The following is a 22059-nucleotide window of genomic DNA, read 5'->3' as shown; positions in this document are numbered from 1 at the left end:
TTGAAGATTTAGGACTAAAGGATGCTAGATTAAAGATACTAGAATTTAGGACTCTAGACTCTAGACTTTAAACTTTAGACTTTTATTGAAAAAGACTGTCTTAATAGTAATACTTCCAAATTTCATTTAGATGGATAATATTGCTTATTAAGACAGTCTCTTAAATTTTTACTATTTACTTCTTCTGATACTCTTTGTCTAAAAATAAATAACGATTATCATTTGGCGTTTTGATGGCCTTTGATTGTACTTTAATAATCATTACATCTGGATTAGCCTCGTCTTTAGCCACTGGCCAATTTTCTAAACCTGCTCCGTTCGGGTTACCCGTTTTGATAAAGTTAGCAAAGTAATTTTGCATCGTTTGCGACACTTTATAATCGTCTTCGTTCCAATCGTACGTAGTATTGCCTGCTAAGTTGCCCATCGCGTACTCAATCTCTGCTGAGTGAACAGCACCTTTCGGCTTTGCTGGTTTCGGTGCATTCTTATCTCTCTTTACTACTCCCCCAGCCAAGGCAGCCTCAAGGTCTTGCGCTTTCATGTCAGGTCTAGGATGTGCATAAAAATAACGATATACTGGCTGTGTGCTATTTTTGCGGTGTTCGTCAAACCATTTCCAAGTAGAGTAAGCAATAAAGCGGTCGCCAGCCAATGCCGTTGCCGACTGTTCTGTTTCTTCGGCTGTACCTACAGGGTATAATTTCAACACTTCCTGTGCTTTGTCTCCGTACAATTCTTTTACTGTATTGGTATAAACTTCTGTAGTGGCTTCTTTGCCTTTTGTTAAAGCCTTATAGTTCATTTCTTCCGAATTCCAGCCAAGTAATAAAGGTACATTGGCGTGTTCTTTACTCGCATAAATCTCAGGTAATGTTTTTGGTAAGAAATATCCATCAACTGTTGATTTAAAATTCCATACTCCAAATTCCATCATTTTCTGATAAATTTCATAAGTAGTCATCGCACGCAATTCTTTCAAAGAATTTGCTCCTGCTTTTTGTGCAAAGCCAACACCTGTTTTTTCACCATCTTGCAAAGTAGTAGCTGCAAGTGTAGGAAAAACTAATCCACCGCTTTCGCCAATGGCACCAGCAATTAGACCTTTAGATAAAGGTGAGATTACTTGGGCACTTACTGAAACTGACCCTGCCGACTCGCCTGCTATCGTAATTTTGTTAGGGTCACCGCCAAAATTAGCAATATTAGCTTTTACCCATTTCAAGGCTGCATTTTGGTCTAAGTAACCATAATTACCTGATGCTTTATGAGGAGACTCTTTTGTTAATTCTGGATGAGCAAAAAAGCTAAAAATACCCAATCTATAATTTAAAGTAACGGTAACGATTCCTTTTTTCGACATACTTTCGCCATCATACCTTGGTTCAGAGCCATCGCCTGCAATAAAACCTCCGCCATAGAAATACACTAACACTGGCAATTTTTCTTGACTGCTTACTTTAGGTGTCCACACGTTTAAGTATAAACAATCTTCACTCATGCCATTACTTCTAAAACCCATATCTCCAAAAATAGCTGGTTGTACGGCTTTAGAGCCAAACTGTTTGGTTTCTAAAACGCCTGTCCAGTTTTTTACAGGTTGCGGTTCTTTCCACCTTAAATCACCAACAGGAGGCTGAGCAAATGGAATACCCTTGAAACTATGGGTATTGGTACGAACATCAAATTCACCTTCCACAATGCCATTTACCGTTTTGGCTTGAATTGGCAATACATATCCGTTTTTGAGCGATTGAGCAGTAATGTTTAGATTCATTAATACACAGAGTAAGCATAACAGTCTGATGCTAAATTTCATTTTATTTGTTAGTTTTACGAAAGATTGAACTTATTGTCTCATTTTGTGACAATAATAAAATGATTTACAGAAAAATACAATTAAATCTTATTATTTTTTAAAAATGACAAAAAGGGCTATTCATAAAAAGTATGCAAACACCGCAAAAGAATCAGGCTTTTTGCCTCATATTGCCTACGATTCAGTCATTTTTGGGTTTGACGGAGAGACTTTGAAGATTCTTATTTTAGAGTATCACAATACCAAACTGTTTGCATTGCCCGGAGGATTTGTCAAAGAACACGAAAGCTTAAACGATGCTGTAAGAAGAGGTTTGCACGACAGAACGGGTTTAGAAAATATTTATCTCGAACAGTTTCATACTTTTGGTTCTTTAGAAAGGTTTGTTCCAGCAACCATAGAACAGATAATGTTAAATAATGGACATTTAAACTCGGGCGAAGAGCATTGGCTTTTAGAGCGTTTCATTTCGGTGGGATATTATGCCTTAATCAATTTTAATGAAGTAAACCCACAACCAGATACATTATCGGATAGGTGCGAATGGTATCCCGTCAATGAATTGCCTCCTCTGATGCTAGACCACGATGAAATGGTACAGAAAGCCTTGCAGACGCTTCGCGACAACATCAATAAAAAATTGGTTGGGGCTAATTTATTACCCGAAAAGTTTACTATGAAACAATACCAGCAGGTTTATGAAGCGATTTTAGGAGAAAAGATTCGTAGAACTACTTTCCAACGACAAATATTGGGTTTGGATATTTTAAAAAGGCACGAAAAACAATTTTTAGGCAAGGCTCACAAAGCTCCTTTTCTATATAGTTTTATTAAATAAGGTTTTATTCGTTAAAAGTACTATACTAAGAAACAGACTTTATTGCTATTTAATATTATATTAGAAATTACTAGTAGCGGTAACCCTTGCGGTTACCGTTTACAAAAGGACGATAACAAAAAACGGTAACCGCAAGGGTTACCGCTACTAGTTTTATACTCAAATAAACTACTTGATTTCAAGTAGTAAGTTGCTAGTTATTCCTTCCTTCACATAAGTAGTCAACCAAGTATTCATTTCCCAAAGCATGTGTAAAATAGATTCTTTGGCTTGGTATCCGTGGCTTTCATAAGGCAATTGAACATAACGCACCGTAGCCCCTAGTCCTTTCAAGGCATTATAATATCGTTCTGACTGCATCGGGAAAGTTCCCATATTGTTATCTGCTTCGCCATGTATCAATAGCAAAGGCGTTTTCATTTTATCGGCATAATTAAATGGCGACATTTTGTGATAGGTTTCAGGGGTTTGCCAAATCGAACGTTCTTCTCCTTGAAAGCCAAAGGGAGTCAATGTTCTATTATATGCCCCGCTCCTAGCAATGCCAGCTTTGAACAAATCACTATGTGATAATAAATTAGCCACCATGAAAGCCCCATAGGAATGCCCCATTACACCTACCCTATTTGAATCCACTACTCCTAACCTAACCCCTTCGTCAATAGCTGCTTTTGCACCTGCGACTAATTGTTCCAGATAAGTATCGTTGGGTTCTACATTTCCTTCACCCACAATCGGAATCGAAGCTCCTTCTAAAATAGCAAAGCCTTGGGTTACCCAAAAGATTGGTGAACCCCAATAAATAGAGGTAAATTCATAAGGCGAACCTGAAATTTGCCCAGCATTGCTTTTATCCTTAAATTCTAAGGGGTAAGCCTCTAACAAACAAGGCAAGGCTCCTTGTTCTTTTTGATAATCGGCTGGTAAATAAAGATTAGCCGTAAGCTCTACTCCATCTGGTCGCTTGTATTTTAATACTTGTTTGGCTATTCCTTTTAATGCTGGATAGGGATGCGGGAAAAAAGTAAGCTGTGTGATATTTTTATTAAGCAAATCTCTGACAAAATAATTGGGATTATCTTGCTTGGACTCTCGCACAGTCAGCACAATTTGTTTGTCATTATCCAGAATAGCAATGGGTCTTTCATAAAATGGTGCTTCTGAACGCCACAACCGAGTCGTTTCCTTAGTAGTCAAGTTTAAAATATCCACAAAAGGTCTATCTCCCTCCGCAGATGCTCCGTCGCCTGTCATAAATACGGTATTGTCCTTTTGTACATCCATCACCAATTTACCATACTGGTTTTTTTTCGTAGATGGATTACCCGGCTCATTATATTTATCTTCAGAAGAACGATCGAATAAAATTTGGGCTTCTTGTTGTCCGCTGGGGTCAATAATTTTTGTAATTACTCTTCTGGTTTTATGCCAATATTCTTCCATCAAGGCTAATGTTTCATTAGCCCAAATAATGCCCGCATAGCGATAATTCGTTTCAGCAATTGTACTATAATTCCCCGTAAAGGGGGCAGATAAGGCAAAAACTTTATCCCGAATAGCTACTTCATTTTTAGGGTCGCCACCATCTTGGGCTTCAATCCAATATATGGTAGCTGGTACGTCGGCTCGCCAGTTGAATCCACGAGGCTCTTTCTGAACGGCATCAAATAAAATCGGAACGTTTTCTATCAGCGGGTTATCTACCAAAGTTTTTACCAATACACCGTCTATCCCAAAAATTTCTATTTTTTGAGGGAAACGGTTGTAAGGAACAAGATAAGAAAAAGGTCGATGAATAGTTTTCACCAAAATATATTTCCCGTTTGGTGAAGTACTGGCCGTCCGAATAATGTTTGCTTTAATGATTGTTTCGGTTTCTCCTCCAAGGTTTATCTTCACGATCACAGACGTAGCGTAAAACTCAAAAAGCTTTTCGTCGCTTTCATTTTTAAGTAAATCCTGATAGGTCCTGCTCGGATTGGTCTTCCCTAAATTTTCAACAATGGTAGGTCCTGTAGGTATTGCGTTTTTCTGCGGAGGATTTCCACGATTTGGATCAACAGTTTTGGCAATCAAAGATTTGCCATCAGATAACCAGACGTACGGATGCCCAAAGACAGCATTCATTCCTAAATCAGAGACTTTTCTAGCCGTTGCCGTGGAAATATCAAGCACCCAAAGCTCTATTTTATCAGGTGTTGAATTACAAAAAGCTATCTTAGAATCATCTGGCGACCAGCTTGCATAGCTTAATAATGGTTTTTCAGGCAATCCTTTAATCATGACCTCGTCTGTCCCTAGCACTTTCCTTAATTTGATACTCACAAAATAAGCTGTTCTGCTTGGCCCATTATTGGTAGGATTAATTCTTAGTCCTGCTAATTTAAGTTCAGGTTGGGCTAATTGTTCTATCGATGGCTGAGCCGAACGTTGAAGCAACGCCATCCATTCTCCTTTTGAATCAACACTTACACTGGGTGTAACGTTTGCAGTCACTAAATCTGCAATAACTTTTGGTGGCATTTTGTAGCCCTCATTTTCACAAATATCCATATCGTCACAAAGTGTTGAAAAGTGTAAAGTTTATTAAAAACAACTCACTTATTAGTTATTAGGTTAATCCATGAATGTACAAATAAAATTTTATTTTCTTTATCAAAGCTTACAATGCTTTAAAATAGCATCTTCATCAAAATTCCATGAATAAATAATATTAGTATGTTTTTAGAAAAAAAAAGACATGACCGCATCCATCATACGTTGTAATTATACGTCGTATGTTCATATTCGTCATTGATTATACTCTGAAGGAGTATTGTAAATATGTAACAATTTTAAAACATGAATCATCAAATTAACATTTGATAATTCATAAACACGCCTATTTAATGAATATTTTGCTTCTGCGATTAAACATTTTACTTTTTTGAAAAGTGCAGTTTTTGATGATTAGTGATTGTTTTTATGTAAAATATTTGTTGAATAAATTATATTTTCCTTATTTTGCATATATCATTTTTTCCCATTCATTACTAGCCATTGCTTAATACTAATTTTGATTTATTCATAGATTAGATATTTTAAGTATCATTTAATACGGTATCTATTTAATTTTCAATACAAAATAAACTTCACAAAAGTTTATTTGTCTAAGTAAGCATTTTAAGGCTAAACAAATTCGTTTAAAAAATTGAATAGCCATTTACCATGTTTCATTCATATTAAAAATGGATGCATTTATGTACCATTGCTATTTAAACTAAAAAAATTGTTTTTAACCTGAAATTCGCCATCAATTTTAAAACACATGAAAACAAGTATTATTCCGGCCTCTGTAGTTATGATTGCCCTTATTTTAAGTCAATCTTCTTGTGTTAGTAGTAAAAAGTACAAAGAACTTGACGGATCAAAAAGCAGACTAAATGAAAACTTTAAACGCTCACAAGTTGAAGTAAGAGATTTACGGTCTAGAACATTAACACTTTCTGATGAGTTGCTTGCCCAAGAGAAAAGATATCGCTCTTATTTTGTTGAAATAGGCAATATCAGAAACAATTATAAGCAAGATTCTTTAAAAATGGTAAATATGTTTAAAGACGTAGATTTAAAAGTTGAAGAGTTTAAGGCTTATAAAGTAGAAACGCAGAAAAAAATTGAAGGCTATGAAACGCAAGTAAGTACCCTAAATACTTACATCAAAAAGCAAGATAAAAATATTCAACTATTATCTAGCAAAATAATGAAAGAGCGTAGACTTCACGCTAGTCAGAAACGTGAAATTATTAATCGTTACGAAAGAAGAATCAAAAATTTGAATGCTACCATAAAGTCTTCTAATGGTATTTAAACTAAAACAGCCTTTGATTTTCAATATAATTGCAAAATCAAAGGCTGTTTTATTACCCTCCGCTTACAGGCGGAATCAATGCTATTTCGTCTCTGAAATTCAAGATCAAATCCTGCTCTGCATACTCGCTGTTTACAGCAACCAATAGCGATTTTATCGCCCTCAGCTTTGGATAATCGTCTTTTAGCTTTTCCAGTAGTTGCGCTACTTTAATAGACTCTTCCATTTCTATTTCAATCAATGTATTACCAATTATTTCTTTAGTAATACCAAAAAGATTTATACTGTACTTCATATTATTGGCTAAATATTACCTTTTATCCTATAACAATTGAATGTTTTTATATTCGCTAAGGTTATTTACTTAAATTTGTTCAACAAAGAGACGAATTTACGGAATGATCACTCAAAACAAAAAGCAACCCAACCAAACCTTGATTTACGATAATCACGGTAGGCCAATTACGTATTTGCGTTTGGCCGTAACTGACCGGTGTAATTTGCGTTGCTTTTATTGCATGCCTGAAGTAGGTGTGAAGTATCTTCATAAATCAAAATTGATGACTTATGAAGAAATGCATCGAACTGTTTCTGTGTTATCTGAATTAGGCGTTTCAAAAGTACGCATCACAGGGGGCGAGCCTTTTGTTCGCCACAATATGATTGATTTTATGTATATGCTTTCTGAAATTGAAGGCATTACTGAACTTAATATTACTACGAATGGTATTCTTACGGGACAGTACATTCGCCAAATGAAAGAAATAGGGGTTCGTTCTATCAATTTGAGTTTGGATACTTTAGATAAAAAACGTTTTTTTGAAATTGCCCGCAGAGATGAATTCGACAAAGTATATGAAACGCTTTTTCAATTATTAGACGCTGGTTTTGAAGTAAAAGTAAATGCTGTAGTAATGGACGGGCAAAATACTCAAGACATTATTCCACTAACAGCGTTGACGAAAGATAATAACGTTTCAATTCGTTTCATTGAAGAAATGCCTTTTAATGGCGAGGGTGCCCACTATCCAAAACTTCATTGGAATGCTACCCGTATCTTAGAAGAAATCAGAAGCGAATATCCTGATTTACAAAAATTGGTTGATGCTCCCAACTCAACCTCATACAATTATCAAATTCCGAATCATCAAGGTAATATCGGAATTATTGCGGCATTTTCACGTACCTTTTGTGGCACTTGCAACCGCATTCGCTTAACCGCAACGGGCGAGTTGAAAACTTGCCTTTACGATGATGGTGTATTGAATATCAGAGATTTACTAAGAAATGGCATTTCTGATACAGACCTCAAAGATACTTTTATCCATGTTTTTAGCAATCGCCCTAAAGATGGTTTTGAGGCCGAACGCAATCGCAAAAGTATCATTACTGAATCAATGACTACTATTGGTGGATAAACCGAAAAATCCTTTTCCGTTTGATTCTATACTTGACACTCATATATTTTTTCTAAGACATACAAGCAATATAGTTTTTATCTAACTTGCAGATTAATTGAATTTACACTAAAACCGCCCTCACACTTGGAAAAAATCACAAAACTTATTGGCATTGATATATTTAGTGGCGTTGGAGGCATGAGTATCGGTGCTGAAATGGCTGGAATAAAGATTGCTTTTGCCATTGAGAATAATATCCATGCTGCCGAAACCTTTAAAAGTAATCACAAAAATACAGAAGTAATTAGAGAAGATATTAGAAAGGTTAATTTTAAAAATCTTTTGAAAGATACCCCCTTTATCCTTTTCGGCGGACCGCCCTGTCAGGGCTTTTCATTGTCTAACACTAAAACTCGCACGGAAGAAAATCCTAATAATGCTCTTTTTGGAGAATATCTAAGAAGTGTTGAAGAATTGAATCCAGAATGGTTAGTATTTGAAAATGTTCAAGGTTTTCAAAATTTTGAAAAGGGTAAAGTTGTACAAGAACTAGAAAGACGTTTACAAGAACTAGGTTATGTTTCCAAGAAAAAAGTATTGTGGGCATCAGATTATGGTGTACCTCAGAACAGAAATAGATTTTTCTTAATAGCAAACAGAATGGGTATTGACTACCATTTTCCTGAACCTTTGCAAAAAAAGGTTTCTGTATGGGAAGCTATAAGTGATTTGCCTAAACTTAAAAATGGGGATTATTTTAACTCTTTACCTTACCATTCTGATAAGCTAAACGACTATACAAAACAGGTAAGAGCAAATTCACAAGAGGCAACCCAAAATTACGTATCACGAAATAAAGACTACGTTTTAGAACGATACAGACATATTAAAATTGGTCAAAACTGGCAAGCCATACCTTCTGAATTAATGACTAATTATTCAGAAGTTAAAAATACTCATAGCGGTATTTACAAAAGACTTGACCCAAATCAACCTTCAGTCGTTATCTCTAATTATCGAAAAAATATGTTAATTCATCCTTTTGAAGATAGAGGGCTTTCTGTACGAGAAGCGGCAAGATTACAAAGTTTTCCTGATGATTTTATTTTTAAAGGTAGTATATCGCACATTCAACAACAAATAGGAAATGCAGTTCCGCCTTTATTAGCATATCGTATTTTCAAAAGTATAATTTCTTTTACCAATGCCAAACGACGAATTAAGCAACCAATCCGAAGCTCTTTATTGGAAGTTTGACATTTCAACTTTTCAATTACTTGGTCGAGAGCTTATTACAGACAGAATAACCGCTTTATTTGAGTTGGTGAAAAATTGCTATGATGCTAATGCAACAAAAGTTTATGTTGAGTTTCACAATATAAATCCGCTATCTCAAACGAGTAAAATTGTTATCAGAGATAATGGATTAGGAATGTCCTATATTGAGGTAAAAGACAAATGGATGGTAATTGGAACTAGCAGTAAAAGAATAAATAGAACCTCTCCTCCTCCATTTAATAGAAAACTCGTAGGAAAAAAAGGGGTAGGTAGATTTGCTGTTGATAAATTAGGGTCTAAATTAATTATGCGAACCAAGCAAAAAGACTCTGATATAAATACATATTTAGAACTTAATTGGAAAAGCTACGAGGATTTGTCTGTGAATGCTGATAGACAAAATGAAATGAGTAAAAAAAAGTTATTTACTGATATTCCTAATAAATTCTGGACAGAACCTACAGAAAAGAAAGAATTACAAGGCACAAGATTAGAAATAACCGATATTAGAGATGTTTGGACAAAGGATGATATAACCAGAGGATATGAAGAACTTTCAAAATTAGTATCACCATTGCACAAACCTAAATATCCATTTGATATTTACATTGATGCACCAGAAGAAGGTTTTTATAAAAAACCTGTTGTAAATAATGCAATTAAGTTTGCAACCGAGGAAATTACTCTTGTATTTGATAGTGAAAATCAAACACAAGAAATATTGAAACATGAGAATTCTATTTTAAAAAAAATAAAGATTGGAAAACCTTTATTTGGTTTTGTAAAGTTTAAACTCTATTACTTTAATCAGAAGGCAAAAGGACTCTTTAACTCCAGTTATCAAGGAGCAAATATTGATGGAATAAAAATTTACAGAGACGGAATTATAACGACCCCATTTGCAGAATATGAAAAAAATGATAACAAGAAGAGAGATATCTTAGGAATAGACAAACGTAGATATTCAGGTTTTTTTGACAAGGTTAGTTCAAGCGATTTAGTTGGAATTTTGGAAATAACTGACTCAGATAACCCAGAGATAAAAGATGCCACAAATCGTCAAGATTTTGTTGATAATAATGCTTACAAGGAATTAAAGCAGTTTGTTATTGACCAAATAATTCAATTGGAAGAGTATTTAAAGAGTCAACGAAATGAGGCTAGAGAAAATACTAAATCAGAATTAAAAGAAAGTTTTAGTGATTTGAAGAATATCTCAAGCATTGTACGAGAAATAAAGAAACAAGCTCCTAAAGATTTAAAACCACAGTTAGCCTTATTAGAGACCCAAGCAAGAAAACTAACTATTGATGTTAACAAAGGAATTAAGGCTTTTAATGAGTTAGAAAAAGAGAAAAACGAAGATAAGAATCTCTATCTAAGTCTTATGTCACTACAAGAATATGCTTTAGAGATAGCTCATGTTATTCGTACATCTTTAGGTAAAGAAATTCGTGCTGCAGAATTTTTTAAAAGAAACTTTCCTAATCCCAATTTTGATGCACAATTTGTAAAAAGTGCAAAAAGACTTTACAATGAAATGATTCGATTGGACAATGTTGTAGAATTTTTACTAAGTTACTCTCGGTCGAATACCAATTTTGTTGAAATAAATATCCGTGAATTAATTGAAAATTTATTCCTAAACTCTTACAGACATATTTTTGAGGATAATCAGATAAAGGTATTATTAGAAATAAACCAAACATTTAAAATAATACATAATCAAAAGTTTTTTGAAGATATTTTTGAAAATCTTATTTCAAACTCAATTAAAGCTTTAAAGGGTGTAAATAATAAAATCATTAAGTGTACAGGAAAAATAGAAGATGATAAATTTATAATTTTATTTTCAGACAATGGGGTTGGAATATCTGAGGCTGATAAACATAGAGTTTTTAATATCTATTTTACAAGAACAGCAGAACAAGGAGGAGCGGGAATTGGATTATATATTGTAAAAACAAGGATTACATCAATGAAAGGGACCATAGAGGTTGTAGAAAATGAGTTTAAACCGACTGGTACGACACTACGCATAGAATTACCTTTTATAAACAGTTAAAGATATGAATAAATCGAATGTTAATATTATCATTATAGATGATGAATTAGACTTAGAAGACGACCCACTCGTTTTTGAACTAAATCAGATACATAACAGTGTAAACATACTTCATACTCCTGATGAGGGAATCGAATTTGTCAAAAACAACCTCAATCAAAAGAATATAGTTTTATTAGACTATCGTTTTACTGCCGATACTCACAATGGAAGTTTCGTTTTAGATGAAATAAGAAAAGTTAGTAAATCAATACCTGTAATTCTATGGACAGCTAATGCAGATAAAATTAATGAGTATGTCGAAATCATAAATAATCAGGTCTTTGCAGTTATGGCAAAAGCTCCATACGAGCCTCTTCTTGAAAAAATAAAAGAGGCTGAAATTCTACTAAACTCAAGTATTGAAGGAGCTTTAGAAGAATGGATTTTAATACAAGAGGAAAATCAAGACCAACCTTATATGATAACTGCAAATGGAGAACAATATACATTGAACGACCTTTTAAGGTTAATTAGATTGGAAGACCCTATTGGAAAAGAAATTGAAAAAGATTTAATTATGCTAACAATTGATTTACTTTTACGCCAAAAAGAAAAATTATAATGGTAAAGGTTATATTAGCTTATGATGAAGATAATTATACATTAGGTCAATACTTTGCCTATTGTTATTCTGATATTTCACAGTATTTTGATGGACTACAACATGGAATAGTTGAAATAAAAGGTAGAATATTAAATTCAGCATACATTGATTTTGAGTTAGCCAAATATGAAGAAATTCCATTTATATTTATAGCTTACTCCCATGGAACAAATGTTTCATTAATATCTGATGAAGAATATTTAGGAATAAGTAGTAATCTAAAACCATTTAGCAACTCTTTTATTTATACCTTCTCTTGTTCATCTGGACATACTTTAGGAAATCATCTTATTCAAAATGGAGCAAGAGTATTTATTGGTTACAATAAAGAAATACACATAATCACTACCTATCAACAGATATTTGCGGAATGTGCTAATGAAGGAATGAAACATTTTTTAAGTGGCGATAATATCAAATTGGCATTCCAAAAAATGAAAGAAAGACACAATCAAGAAATAGACAATATTTATAGCAAAAATTCACTTGTGGCTTCTACAATTAGAAAAAATAGAGATGCCTTAATTATGAGAGGGCATCAAAGTAATTGGGACATAACACACTTTCATTAAACATTAATTCATAATGATCTATCACGACAATTATATATTTGATTCCACTAAAAGTAAAAGGTATATTGTTTCGTGATAATATTAAATCAAATAATGACAATCTCTGAGATATTCAATCAATTTAATCAATTAAAAGTTCTTATTATTGGCGACGTAATGCTTGATTCTTACACGTGGGGAAAAGTAGAACGTATTTCACCAGAAGCTCCCGTACCAGTAGTAAATGTATTGAATCGTGAAGTCCGCTTAGGTGGAGCCGGTAATGTTGTAATGAATGTACAAAGTCTGGGTGCTGAAGCGATTATTTGTTCCGTAGTTGGCAAGGATGCTTATGGCAACGATTTAATCCATCTTTTGAAAGAACAAGGTTTATCAACAGAAGGGATTATTCAATCTGACACCAGAATTACTACTGTAAAAGAAAGAATCATAGCAGGTTCGCAACAAATTGTGCGCATTGATACTGAAACGGATGCTTTGATTAATGACACTGAGAACGAATTACTCACAGAGAAAATAAAAGAATTGGCCAAAGATGCCGACGTAATCATCTTTGAAGATTACGACAAGGGAGTCTTATCCAAAGGGCTCATTGCCGACATCATTGATTTTGCCAATAGTCACAATATTCCTACCGTAGTCGACCCTAAAAAACGCAATTTTCTTCATTATCAACAGGCGACTCTTTTCAAGCCCAATTTAAAAGAATTGCGCGAGGGCTTAGATATCACTTTTGATGTAAAGAAAACCGAAGAGCTAGAAAATGCTGTGAGTAAACTAAAGGATACTTTGCAGTTAAAAGGTGCGTTTATCACGCTTTCCGAAAGAGGTGTTTATATTGATTTTGAAGACGAGAAAAAACATTACCCTGCCTACTTCCGTAAAATTGCCGATGTTTCTGGGGCGGGCGATACCGTTATTTCCATTGCAGCTTGTTGTATAGCGTTGGGGTTAACTCCACAGCTAGTGGCAGGTTTGTCTAATCTAGGCGGCGGGTTAGTCTGCGAATCATTAGGCGTGGTGCCGATTGACAAAGCTTTGTTACAAAAGGAAGCTAGTTTAAATTTTGAAAACTAATTTTAGCATTTTCCAATCATGTTTGAAGTACAAAAGGATAACTTTTTGATTTCTACGGATAAATCAAAATTGCAAATCAATGTCATTCATGACTACCTGAACAACCACTCATATTGGGCTAAAGGTATTCCTGTCGAAATCGTTCAACGTTCTATAGACCATTCAATGGCTTTTGGCATTTATCATCAAACAGAGAATCAGTTGGTGCAAGTAGGGTTTTGTAGAGTCACTAGCGATTTGGCAACGTTTGCTTACCTAGCCGACGTTTTTGTATTGGAAGCATACCGTGGCAATGGGCTATCTAAGTTCTTGGTTGAAACTGTGTTGAAACATCCTGATTTACAAGGACTACGCAGATGGATATTGGCTACTTGGGATGCCCACGGCCTTTATGCACAATATGGTTTTGAAGCCCTAGACAAACCAGAAAATTTCATGCAAATAAAAGCCGTAAACCCGTATAATATTTAGTGAATGAGTGAGTGAGTGATTGAGTGATTTTAGTACTGGAAAAAAAATAATCACTCAATCACTCACTCACTCATTCACAATTAAAAATAATCACTCAATCACAATTCACTCAATCACTAAATTACCTAAGGTTTCTCTTCTATCCCCAACATCGTCAAAGATGGATTTATGGTTCTGGGCGTAATTACTATTTTAAAAACCTTATTGTTGGCTATTCTAAACTCTGTGGTGTATTTGCCCTTCTCTTTCAAACTTCTATATACAGCTGTATAATTTATTTTACTTTCCCATCCATTAATCACTAGTGATGTTATCACTTGGTCTAAACATTTACTGAGGTTCGAGAAATAGCTTACAACAGTCTCTTTTTCTCTAATAGCATTCAACGACCCAATCGGGATTACGGCTACTTCATAAATAGTTTGTTGTTTCATAAAATTTTAATGAAAAATAATCAGACTATTTTTCAAACGTAAAACTTTTCATAAACGTTCAGCGTTTTACTATCATACGCTTCAATAAAGCAAAAAGCCCCGATTATTATCGAGGCTTTTTTTATGTCCATTTCACCCAAGTTATTATTGGGCAATAGCTGTAAATTCAATCTCTACTAAGTAATCTGATGAAACCAATTTGCTGATTTCATATATACCTGTAGTTGGTTTAATGTCTTTGAAATAAGCTCCGTGTGCTTTCGCAATATTATCAAACTGAGTAATGTCTGTCGTAAAAATTCTTGTTCTTACTACATCGCTCAAACTTGACCCTGCTTCTTCTAATACCTTTGCAATTCTTTCAATGATATTATTGGTTTGTGCATAAGCGTCGTCAGCCTTTACATTTTCGCCATCAACGATAGCTACCGTTCCTGATACTTCAATAATATTTCCGATTCTTACGGCACGGCAATAGCCCATTTTATCTTCCCAAGGTGACCCTGTAAGGATATTTTGTCTTGACATTTTTTGTATTATTTTTGGTTAAGCTACAAAGATAATTTTAGCTCCTCAAAATACTAATGCTTTTGTACTCAATTTTATAAAAGACCATATTTGATTTCATTACAACATTTGTCGTAAAGATTGCCAACTACTATCTATTTAAAGGATAACTTAGCTAAGAAATCTCCAAATCACCACACATTGAAAACAGTCATCATTTATTTCATTACTACGCTAATAAGTTACGTGGCTACTATTCCACCTGGTCCACTCAGTGTTTATGTAGTACATAGTACTTTACAGAAAAATATCAGTGTTGCCATTACAGTAGCCGTAGGTGGAGTTTTATGCGAAAGCACCTATGCCTATTTGGCGATAAAAGGGTTAGTGATTTTTGATAAATACCCCATGCTAGCACATTGGATGCAATGGGCTATTATAGTACTTTTATTTACAGTAGGTTTGTTTACTTTTTTTCAGCAAAAACAGGAGATTGAATACCAAAGCGTATCATTGAAAAACCCTTTCTTTTCATTCATCAAAGGTATATCGCTTTCATTGTTCAATCCTGCTTTATTGCCATTTTGGGTTGTAATACTGCTTGCTTTTGATAAGTACGAATGGTTGAAGATTGTTTCCCCAATACAAAAAATTAGTTTCGTATTGGGTGCTGGTACTGGTACTTTTTTATTGGTGTACACCTATGCTTTTTTGGCCAATTGGAAACGAGATTTGATATTTAAATACATAACCGACGAACGCCTCAATAAACTGATTGCCTGTATTTTTATTGGTCTTGCTCTTTTGCAATTGACCAACCTACTAATGAGTCTTTAAGCTAGTTGATGAACATCCTTTACGATGATTTCGCTGCGTGTATAATCTATTAAGCCCGCATTCTTTAATTCATTAAATAGCATTGTTACGGTTTGACGGGTACTACAAATTAAGCCTGCGATGTCGCTGTGGGTAAGATAATTCTTTACAACAATATCCTTGGTTTGTCCATTGCCTTCTTTCATCACCCAATCTTTTAAAAATAAGACAAACCTTGTCCGTACATCTTTAAACATTAGATTCGTATAATTATTAGTAATGCGTTTGAGTTTAAAACCTACCAGTTTGGTATAACGAATGGCCAATTGTGGGTTACTCTTCACAATGTTCTCAAAATCATTTATTTTAAAACTACATATTACTACCTTTTCTGAAATTGCTATTGCATATTCATCTTCGTTTTCATCTACTTCATCAAAAGTATATTGCCCAAATAAATCACCAGACCTTAAAATTTCCTTTACTGTTTCATTTCCTTCAGCATCTACTGAAACAATCTTTAATGTTCCGCTTTTGATGGTATAAAGTCTTTGCTCATCATCATGCGAAAAATAGATGATTTCGTTTTTCTTAACCGTCTTAAAATTTGGAATCAAACACAAAGCACGGTTTTCTTCTCTGCTTAATACTGAGAACAACTGATGGTCGTGGAGATACCAATATTTTGCTTCCTCTTGCATGGTTATTAATTAGATTAATGTATAGAAAAAGGCGAAAAAATCACCTTTTCGGATGTATGCTACTACAGAACAACAAAGCAACGTAATCAATGCTAAGATAAACAAATATCCACCATCTCCGTCGCTTTCTATACCTAATACTGTAAGATGGGCCAAAATTGCACCAGACATTACTCCTATCCCTAAAAAGGCTCCTAACCATGCCTTTCTTGGAGTCAACAATAAAACAACCGTTATTAGCTCTACAATGCCAGCACCATAACGCCCAAAAGGTTCAACCCCTAGTTTGGTGAAAAGATGTACGCTTTCGGTTGCACCTGAGAATTTGAAGAAAAGTGTTTGGAATAAAATCACTGCTGCAATGATTTGAGCTATCCAACTAATATATTTTTTCTGACTAGTCATGTTTTTATTTTTTTAAGGTTTTCTCCCAATTAATATCTGCTTTGGCTTTCAAATTAGCCTCATCTTTGTTCCAATCTGTTAGGGTATTATTAAAAAAGGTATGATAAAACAGGTATAATTTGCCATTGATAATTTTATATGTTTCTGGGTCAACTACTACTTTCTCCCCCTTACTTCCCATAGCGAAAGCACACCAACCTCCATACTGCGGTTCGTATTTTACAGGATTTTTTTTGAAGTTTTCAAGATTACTAGCATTAACAAACTGGTAGATAATCCCTTCTTGATTATACGAAAACTCTTTTTTCCCTTGCTGAGGTTTTCCTTGAAAATAAGCCACTGGGTCATACCCATTAATGGCGATGCCTTTGTCTGTTAAATAATGTTTTTTTCGAGTAGCAATATCTTGCGAAAAAACATTTAAACTAATGATACTGAATAGAATAACTAGAAATTTCATTGTGCTTTTTGTTTGATTACCTTACAAATTTGGCAATTCTTACTCTCACAAATTGTCAGCTAACTTACCTATTTATATTTTTTAGCTATTACGCAAAATAATTCTATATAATATTGACAATATTATATTTTTATTATAAATTCAATAAACTAAACGATTATCAATATGACTACAATTGAAAGCATAGAAAATTGGGGTGATAGACATCATCCAGCATGGCTTGACATTATTCGGATTGGGTTGGGATTGTTGCTATTTTTCAAAGGAATGAGCTTCATAGGCGATACTTCCTATTTATCAACGCTTGTTGAAGGACTGCATTTTAATGCATGGACTTTCGTAGCGGTGCATTATGTGGCCTTCGCCCATTTGGTTGGTGGCTTGCTGATTACTTTAGGATGCCTTACTCGATTAGCGGCGGCTTTCCAAGTACCGATTTTGTTTGTAGCAGTGTTTTTTGCCAATATCAGCAATGGCTTTACTTTCGTCAATTCTGAGCTTTGGTTATCGGTCGTTGTATTACTACTTCTATGTCTTTTTTGGTTAATTGGTTCTGGTAAATTTTCGTTTGATGAATACGTAAAAAATCATCCTGCTTATAAAATGAAGTAGATTGTTGAATTGGAAGAGGTATGAATTTGAAAATAAAAAAGAGGGGTACCAGCATGAATAACACTGAGACTCCTCTTCTTAACATTAATACTCAATATCGCTAAACACTTTCAGTTAACTCTTTTACCTTGGCTTCTACCCCACTCCAAAGCTGGTTTCTTACTTCTAATGATTTTAGTGAATATGCTTCGGCTTCTTGCCATTTTTCAGCATCATCTCCACAAAGTTCTTCAACCATTTTCAATGCCAAATGACTGTGATGGTCGCCATCTACTTCAATATGTCTTTCTAAATAATAATTGAATATCGAAATCCTTTCGGGCATACTTTGATTCAAGTCTTTCACCATCGATACGAACATATCAGGGATTAAATCTTCACGACCAAAAGTAAATACAGCTGCCATAATGTGTGGTTTTTGTGTGTTGATTACTTCAAACGTAAAGGCTACGAATTGACGAATGCTATCAGATACTCCTACCTCCGTCAATGCTTCTAATACTGGCGTTTTCTGAGTGATTAACTGAATAAATTGATTGATTTGTTCAGTGTTTGCCCCTGCCTGTTGCATTGCTTTTAAATAAAGCTCAAAATGGCTCATGGTATTACCTTCGGTATCAGTATCGCTTTCTTCACCAATCACAATTTCATTGATTAAAAAACGAGTACTTGCATTCCCTACGGGAACCCAAGGAATATCTACACAAGTAAGATGACGTTGCAAGCCTTTTAGTAAAGACATAAAATCCCATACTGCAAAAACATGGTTTTGCATAAAAAGCTGTAAATCTTCTAATTCATGAATATGTTTATAAACTGAATGTGAAGTAATTTGTTGACGGATGGGGTCTATTGCTGATTGAATCTTTATAATATTGGGGTTCATTCGCTATTTTTTTAATGGTTTTAATATTTACGGATTTTATGGCGCTATCAGTTTTATTGCAACTCAAAATTAAAGCATAAAGTTTAGTTTATCCCATTATGTTTTCAGGTGTCCATTTGATTTTCAAGAATACAAACCACAAACTTAATAATGTTAACTTTCATTTAACATACCATTAATCATGTATTAATATCTATATCTGATTTTTGTATAGTACAAAACTATTACAAAATGAAAAAGATATACTGTATTTTATGTTGTTTCTGCTATCTGGAAAGCACCGCACAAGATGGTATTTATCTAACTGCTCACGACTTTGCAACCCATAAACTTAGTGTGACCAATGTGGGAATTTTGAAGGAAAGATATAGCAGCGTTAAAGTACAAAATGATACTAGCTGTATTTATAATTTTAAAAATGCGTTTGGTTACCACAAAGGTGATAAAGATTGGCGTTTCGTAGGAAATAAATCCTATGAAATAATAAACAGTGAGGGTATATACATTTATCGCTTAGACATTAGTAACGACATCTCTACGCAACTCTATTACTTTAGTAAAGAAGCAGACGGAGAGTTAATAACTTTGTCTAGAAGGAATTTAAAGAAGGTATATGCTGATAATGCCAATTTCATAGCGTTACTAAACAGTATCAATTGGCGATTGAGTTTGGAAGAAGAGATTCCTCCTTTCCATGTAGTTAGGGTTGCAGAACTTTATAATTATACCTTGGCTAAACAATAGAAAAGCCGAAGCGATACGCTTCGGCTTTTGCATAATTACACCAATATGAAAATCCATTTCGGACTTTCTCCCCGTTTCTCAACGGAGAGAAAACCTTAGTAAGGCTTGACTGTTACCCACTCATGAGTAACTTTGTTGTATTGCAAGTGTTCGTCTGGCCACTCTATATATTGTTTCATGGGCATATATTTATCTATGTTCCCATTTTTAATTAATTCTCTGAATAAAAAGCCACCTCGCTCTTTCACTTGTTCTTCTCTTAAATGTGGTGTGTTAATGATTTCTTCAAAAGATTCGGGCATTAATGACCCTTCTTTCAACTTAAATTTTGCCAATACTCCTCTTCTGAATACAGGACTAGAAGATACAGGACGAATTAAGAAAACGTAATTCCAACCATCCTCTGTTTGATAATAATTTTGGATTTTAAAAAAAGGTAAGGCTTTAACGTAGAAACTTCTGAAACGTGTTTCAAATTTTGTGGTATTATTAGCACCTGGTGCAGGTAAGTAGATATAAGTAATAATGTTTGTTAAAAGTGTATCTTGTTCGATACTAGAAAAGTATTCACTGGTTTGGTATTTTTTTGAGTTACAAGAAAAAAGTAACACGAAAACAGAAAGAATGATAAGTATGTTTTTCATATTGGTAGTTGATGCAATCTTAATATACTTCAGTCTGATATTTAAAAAATATACAGACTGAAGTATTGAATTGTACTAAGTATTTTTATTTAACGTAAGTAATACCTTGTGGGTTAAACTCTGTCCAGCCAGCTGTCCAGTCTGTATCTTTGAATGCACCAACGTAGTCAGTTTTAACAAAGAATGCAGGTAGAGTAGTTGGTAGATTAACACCTAATAAACTAGAACCAGTAGCTAAAGTAAATGTAGGACGACCAGTTAAGAATAAAGAAGGACTTAAACCAACAGTTGAAGAAGTAGCTAATATTTTGTTTCCTGTTTGAGCAGCAAACCAAGCTGAAGGCTTCACTCCACCAATCAAAATTTCAGCTAAAGCACCACCTTGTTCTTTTTCAGAAACAGCACTAGTACCGAAACCACCTGTTCCCCATCCTTCTAATCCAGCTAATACGACGTTGTTAAGTACTAACTCACCTCTTTCTGCATTACCTTTTGCATCACCTAATTGGCTATCGATATAAACACCGTAAGGATAACCTGTAACAACTGTATTGTAAACTTTCAATTTGTTGTTACGACGTAACTGCATACCATTTTGGAATTGAGAACTGATAGTTGTAGTTAAGCTTCCTTTTGGTCCGATGATACTCATGTTAGCCAATGTAGCTGATGTATATGGAGTACTGCTTGTCCCTTTGCTATCGTTATCAACTTCAAATCCATTTGATCCTGAGATATCAGCCTGAGTTGCTCCACGAACACCAATACCGAACTGAATGTTTCCAGAAAAACCATTATCCATATCAAAATCATCATCTAAACCTTTGTAAGCAACTAAATATTTAGCGTTTACATTACCACCGAACCATTCGAATGAATCATCCAAACCAAATGAAGCTTGAAGATATTCTAATGTTGTACCTGAACCTACTGAACCAAATGTGAATGAGTTAACCTCTTGGTTTGGATTGATTGGAATACCTGCATATTCAATACGTACATATTTTAATGAACCTGAGTTATCAGCATTATCAGTTCCTCCGTGGAATGCACCATAACCACCTTCAAGTTCACGATTTAATTGTAAATCTGGCAAGTTGTTTACAGCACGACCACAGATTACTAAACCGCCCCAGTCACCTGGTTCACGCTCACCTACTGCACGTTCAGAAGTCATAATAATAGGCTTTGCAGCTGTACCTTCCGCAATGATTTTACTTCCTCTTTGCACAACCAAAGTTCCTTTTGAAACACGGTCACCAATAATAATAGTACCTGGTTGAATCGTTAAAGTACCAGTTTTAGTTACTGTTCCAAATACTGATTCTTGACCAACACGAACAAAACCAACTAATTTGTAGATTTTGTCTGCTGTCCAAGTTACGTTTCCTTCAATAATACCTTGAACCGTTACTACAGTTGGAGCAGGAACTGCCGAAACTGTAACAGGAATAGTTGTTAAAGCTGAAACTTGATTTGATTGATCCGTTACTTGAACTGTAAAGTTAACTACAGTACCAGCTGCAACATTCTCAATCACATAGTCTTTGGTATAATCAAGTGTTTTTTCACCTGTACCAGTTTTTGTATCAAAAGCAGCTCCATTTTTCAATACTACCACAGATTTAACACCACCTGGAGCATTGATTGAAGCTTTTAATTGAACTGTTGCACCTGGAATACCAGCCAAAGTTCCTGACACTGAAATAGTCGGTAAAGGAACAACTTCAGCCGTATCGTCTTTACAAGCCTGAAATACCGTTGCCATTGATAGCAACAAAGCAATAATTCTAATAGCTTTCATGTTTAAAAATTTCATTGATTTAATTTTTAGATT

The 22059-nt window shown here is 34.5% G+C and carries 23 protein-coding genes; 12 read left to right on the top strand and 11 right to left on the bottom strand.

Annotated elements, in window-relative coordinates:
- Positions 1 to 175 precede the first annotated feature (175 nt).
- Entirely contained in the window at positions 176 to 1819 is a 1644-nt protein-coding gene (locus VB264_RS11915; protein WP_323249623.1) for a carboxylesterase/lipase family protein, read from the bottom strand.
- Positions 1820 to 1922: 103 nt separating this feature from the next.
- On the opposite strand from VB264_RS11915, the gene VB264_RS11910 reads away from it, so the two are divergent.
- The gene (locus VB264_RS11910) at positions 1923 to 2657 is read left to right on the top strand and encodes an NUDIX hydrolase (protein WP_323249621.1); all 735 of its coding nucleotides are present in this window, start codon (positions 1923 to 1925) and stop codon (positions 2655 to 2657) included.
- Between the two features lie 168 nt (positions 2658 to 2825).
- Here the strand turns inward: VB264_RS11910 and VB264_RS11905 are convergent, their stop codons facing one another.
- The gene (locus VB264_RS11905; RefSeq protein WP_323249619.1) at positions 2826 to 5210 is read right to left on the bottom strand and encodes a S9 family peptidase; all 2385 of its coding nucleotides are present in this window, start codon (positions 5208 to 5210) and stop codon (positions 2826 to 2828) included.
- Between the two features lie 754 nt (positions 5211 to 5964).
- Here VB264_RS11905 and VB264_RS11900 point away from each other — a divergent pair.
- Positions 5965 to 6504 carry a hypothetical protein gene (locus tag VB264_RS11900; protein ID WP_323249617.1) on the top strand — a complete coding sequence of 180 codons (540 nt, stop codon included), beginning with the start codon at positions 5965 to 5967 and terminating at the stop codon, positions 6502 to 6504.
- 52 nt (positions 6505 to 6556) lie between these two features.
- Here the strand turns inward: VB264_RS11900 and VB264_RS11895 are convergent, their stop codons facing one another.
- Positions 6557 to 6799 carry a MoaD/ThiS family protein gene (locus VB264_RS11895; RefSeq protein WP_323249616.1) on the bottom strand — a complete coding sequence of 81 codons (243 nt, stop codon included), beginning with the start codon at positions 6797 to 6799 and terminating at the stop codon, positions 6557 to 6559.
- A 139-nt stretch (positions 6800 to 6938) separates the two neighbouring features.
- Here VB264_RS11895 and moaA point away from each other — a divergent pair, with 139 nt between their 5' ends.
- The 7 genes from moaA to VB264_RS11860 all read left to right on the top strand — a co-directional run bounded on the left by moaA (position 6939) and on the right by VB264_RS11860 (position 14013).
- Positions 6939 to 7922, top strand: coding sequence for a GTP 3',8-cyclase MoaA (gene moaA, locus VB264_RS11890; protein WP_323249698.1), 984 nt, complete (start codon positions 6939 to 6941; stop codon positions 7920 to 7922).
- A 126-nt stretch (positions 7923 to 8048) separates the two neighbouring features.
- Entirely contained in the window at positions 8049 to 9161 is a 1113-nt protein-coding gene (locus VB264_RS11885; RefSeq protein ID WP_323249614.1) for a DNA cytosine methyltransferase, read from the top strand.
- Positions 9109 to 11247 carry an ATP-binding protein gene (locus tag VB264_RS11880; RefSeq protein ID WP_323249612.1) on the top strand — a complete coding sequence of 713 codons (2139 nt, stop codon included), beginning with the start codon at positions 9109 to 9111 and terminating at the stop codon, positions 11245 to 11247. Before VB264_RS11885 ends, VB264_RS11880 begins: the two co-directional genes overlap by 53 nt.
- Positions 11248 to 11251: 4 nt before the next feature.
- Positions 11252 to 11851, top strand: a complete 600-nt coding sequence (locus VB264_RS11875; RefSeq protein ID WP_323249611.1) for a DNA-binding transcriptional response regulator — start codon at positions 11252 to 11254, stop codon at positions 11849 to 11851.
- The gene (locus VB264_RS11870; protein ID WP_323249609.1) at positions 11851 to 12465 is read left to right on the top strand and encodes a hypothetical protein; all 615 of its coding nucleotides are present in this window, start codon (positions 11851 to 11853) and stop codon (positions 12463 to 12465) included. Before VB264_RS11875 ends, VB264_RS11870 begins: the two co-directional genes overlap by 1 nt.
- 93 nt (positions 12466 to 12558) lie before the next feature.
- Positions 12559 to 13542, top strand: a complete 984-nt coding sequence (locus tag VB264_RS11865; RefSeq protein ID WP_323249607.1) for a bifunctional heptose 7-phosphate kinase/heptose 1-phosphate adenyltransferase — start codon at positions 12559 to 12561, stop codon at positions 13540 to 13542.
- Between the two features lie 18 nt (positions 13543 to 13560).
- On the top strand, positions 13561 to 14013 hold the full coding sequence (locus VB264_RS11860) for a GNAT family N-acetyltransferase (RefSeq protein WP_323249605.1): 453 nt from the start codon (positions 13561 to 13563) through the stop codon (positions 14011 to 14013).
- A 125-nt stretch (positions 14014 to 14138) separates the two neighbouring features.
- Here the strand turns inward: VB264_RS11860 and VB264_RS11855 are convergent, their stop codons facing one another.
- A complete protein-coding gene (locus VB264_RS11855) occupies positions 14139 to 14447 on the bottom strand; it encodes a hypothetical protein (protein WP_323249603.1) in 309 nt (102 codons plus the stop codon).
- A 144-nt stretch (positions 14448 to 14591) separates the two neighbouring features.
- Positions 14592 to 14975 carry a RidA family protein gene (locus VB264_RS11850; protein ID WP_323249601.1) on the bottom strand — a complete coding sequence of 128 codons (384 nt, stop codon included), beginning with the start codon at positions 14973 to 14975 and terminating at the stop codon, positions 14592 to 14594.
- 180 nt (positions 14976 to 15155) lie between these two features.
- Here VB264_RS11850 and VB264_RS11845 point away from each other — a divergent pair, with 180 nt between their 5' ends.
- Positions 15156 to 15791 (top strand): LysE family translocator, encoded by a 636-nt coding sequence (locus tag VB264_RS11845; RefSeq protein WP_323249599.1) that lies wholly within the window; start codon positions 15156 to 15158, stop codon positions 15789 to 15791.
- On the opposite strand, the gene VB264_RS11840 is transcribed toward VB264_RS11845, so the two are convergent.
- The 3 genes from VB264_RS11840 to VB264_RS11830 are packed head-to-tail and all read right to left on the bottom strand — an operon-like array spanning position 15788 to position 17336.
- On the bottom strand, positions 15788 to 16471 hold the full coding sequence (locus tag VB264_RS11840) for a Crp/Fnr family transcriptional regulator (RefSeq protein WP_323249597.1): 684 nt from the start codon (positions 16469 to 16471) through the stop codon (positions 15788 to 15790). The two genes, VB264_RS11845 and VB264_RS11840, sit on opposite strands and share 4 nt — an antisense overlap.
- 9 nt (positions 16472 to 16480) lie before the next feature.
- Positions 16481 to 16876, bottom strand: coding sequence for a DoxX family protein (locus tag VB264_RS11835; RefSeq protein WP_323249595.1), 396 nt, complete (start codon positions 16874 to 16876; stop codon positions 16481 to 16483).
- A 4-nt stretch (positions 16877 to 16880) separates the two neighbouring features.
- Entirely contained in the window at positions 16881 to 17336 is a 456-nt protein-coding gene (locus VB264_RS11830; protein WP_323249593.1) for a YHS domain-containing (seleno)protein, read from the bottom strand.
- Positions 17337 to 17501: 165 nt separating this feature from the next.
- Here VB264_RS11830 and VB264_RS11825 point away from each other — a divergent pair, with 165 nt between their 5' ends.
- Positions 17502 to 17948 (top strand): DoxX family protein, encoded by a 447-nt coding sequence (locus VB264_RS11825; RefSeq protein ID WP_309915391.1) that lies wholly within the window; start codon positions 17502 to 17504, stop codon positions 17946 to 17948.
- A gap of 100 nt (positions 17949 to 18048) precedes the next feature.
- On the opposite strand, the gene VB264_RS11820 is transcribed toward VB264_RS11825, so the two are convergent.
- Complete coding sequence (locus VB264_RS11820; RefSeq protein ID WP_323249591.1) at positions 18049 to 18834, bottom strand: DUF3050 domain-containing protein; 786 nt, start codon at positions 18832 to 18834, stop codon at positions 18049 to 18051.
- Between the two features lie 231 nt (positions 18835 to 19065).
- Between VB264_RS11820 and VB264_RS11815 the strand changes: the two genes are divergently transcribed.
- Positions 19066 to 19578, top strand: a complete 513-nt coding sequence (locus tag VB264_RS11815) for a hypothetical protein (protein ID WP_323249589.1) — start codon at positions 19066 to 19068, stop codon at positions 19576 to 19578.
- 95 nt (positions 19579 to 19673) lie between these two features.
- Here the strand turns inward: VB264_RS11815 and VB264_RS11810 are convergent, their stop codons facing one another.
- Together VB264_RS11810 and VB264_RS11805 are read right to left on the bottom strand one after the other, a co-directional pair.
- On the bottom strand, positions 19674 to 20222 hold the full coding sequence (locus tag VB264_RS11810; protein WP_323249587.1) for a hypothetical protein: 549 nt from the start codon (positions 20220 to 20222) through the stop codon (positions 19674 to 19676).
- An 85-nt stretch (positions 20223 to 20307) separates the two neighbouring features.
- Entirely contained in the window at positions 20308 to 22041 is a 1734-nt protein-coding gene (locus VB264_RS11805; protein ID WP_323249585.1) for an Ig-like domain repeat protein, read from the bottom strand.
- Positions 22042 to 22059: the final 18 nt, after the last annotated feature.

Source organism: Arcicella aquatica (genome assembly GCF_034928825.1).
Lineage (GTDB): Bacteria > Bacteroidota > Bacteroidia > Cytophagales > Spirosomataceae > Arcicella > Arcicella aquatica.
Note: the sequence above shows the minus strand (reverse complement) of the source record. Positions and strands in the feature narration are given on the sequence as shown.

Excerpts from the sequence above, each read along its gene's own strand:
- VB264_RS11915 (WP_323249623.1), bottom strand. The coding sequence starts at position 1,819 with ATGAAATTTAGCATCAGACTGTTATGCTTACTCTGTGTATTAATGAAT.
- VB264_RS11910 (WP_323249621.1), top strand. The coding sequence starts at position 1,923 with ATGACAAAAAGGGCTATTCATAAAAAGTATGCAAACACCGCAAAAGAA.
- VB264_RS11905 (WP_323249619.1), bottom strand. The coding sequence starts at position 5,210 with ATGGATATTTGTGAAAATGAGGGCTACAAAATGCCACCAAAAGTTATT.
- VB264_RS11900 (WP_323249617.1), top strand. The coding sequence starts at position 5,965 with ATGAAAACAAGTATTATTCCGGCCTCTGTAGTTATGATTGCCCTTATT.
- VB264_RS11895 (WP_323249616.1), bottom strand. The coding sequence starts at position 6,799 with ATGAAGTACAGTATAAATCTTTTTGGTATTACTAAAGAAATAATTGGT.
- VB264_RS11880 (WP_323249612.1), top strand. The coding sequence starts at position 9,109 with ATGCCAAACGACGAATTAAGCAACCAATCCGAAGCTCTTTATTGGAAG.
- VB264_RS11875 (WP_323249611.1), top strand. The coding sequence starts at position 11,252 with ATGAATAAATCGAATGTTAATATTATCATTATAGATGATGAATTAGAC.
- VB264_RS11870 (WP_323249609.1), top strand. The coding sequence starts at position 11,851 with ATGGTAAAGGTTATATTAGCTTATGATGAAGATAATTATACATTAGGT.
- VB264_RS11865 (WP_323249607.1), top strand. The coding sequence starts at position 12,559 with ATGACAATCTCTGAGATATTCAATCAATTTAATCAATTAAAAGTTCTT.
- VB264_RS11860 (WP_323249605.1), top strand. The coding sequence starts at position 13,561 with ATGTTTGAAGTACAAAAGGATAACTTTTTGATTTCTACGGATAAATCA.
- VB264_RS11855 (WP_323249603.1), bottom strand. The coding sequence starts at position 14,447 with ATGAAACAACAAACTATTTATGAAGTAGCCGTAATCCCGATTGGGTCG.
- VB264_RS11850 (WP_323249601.1), bottom strand. The coding sequence starts at position 14,975 with ATGTCAAGACAAAATATCCTTACAGGGTCACCTTGGGAAGATAAAATG.
- VB264_RS11840 (WP_323249597.1), bottom strand. The coding sequence starts at position 16,471 with ATGCAAGAGGAAGCAAAATATTGGTATCTCCACGACCATCAGTTGTTC.
- VB264_RS11835 (WP_323249595.1), bottom strand. The coding sequence starts at position 16,876 with ATGACTAGTCAGAAAAAATATATTAGTTGGATAGCTCAAATCATTGCA.
- VB264_RS11830 (WP_323249593.1), bottom strand. The coding sequence starts at position 17,336 with ATGAAATTTCTAGTTATTCTATTCAGTATCATTAGTTTAAATGTTTTT.
- VB264_RS11825 (WP_309915391.1), top strand. The coding sequence starts at position 17,502 with ATGACTACAATTGAAAGCATAGAAAATTGGGGTGATAGACATCATCCA.
- VB264_RS11820 (WP_323249591.1), bottom strand. The coding sequence starts at position 18,834 with ATGAACCCCAATATTATAAAGATTCAATCAGCAATAGACCCCATCCGT.
- VB264_RS11815 (WP_323249589.1), top strand. The coding sequence starts at position 19,066 with ATGAAAAAGATATACTGTATTTTATGTTGTTTCTGCTATCTGGAAAGC.
- VB264_RS11810 (WP_323249587.1), bottom strand. The coding sequence starts at position 20,222 with ATGAAAAACATACTTATCATTCTTTCTGTTTTCGTGTTACTTTTTTCT.
- VB264_RS11805 (WP_323249585.1), bottom strand. The coding sequence starts at position 22,041 with ATGAAATTTTTAAACATGAAAGCTATTAGAATTATTGCTTTGTTGCTA.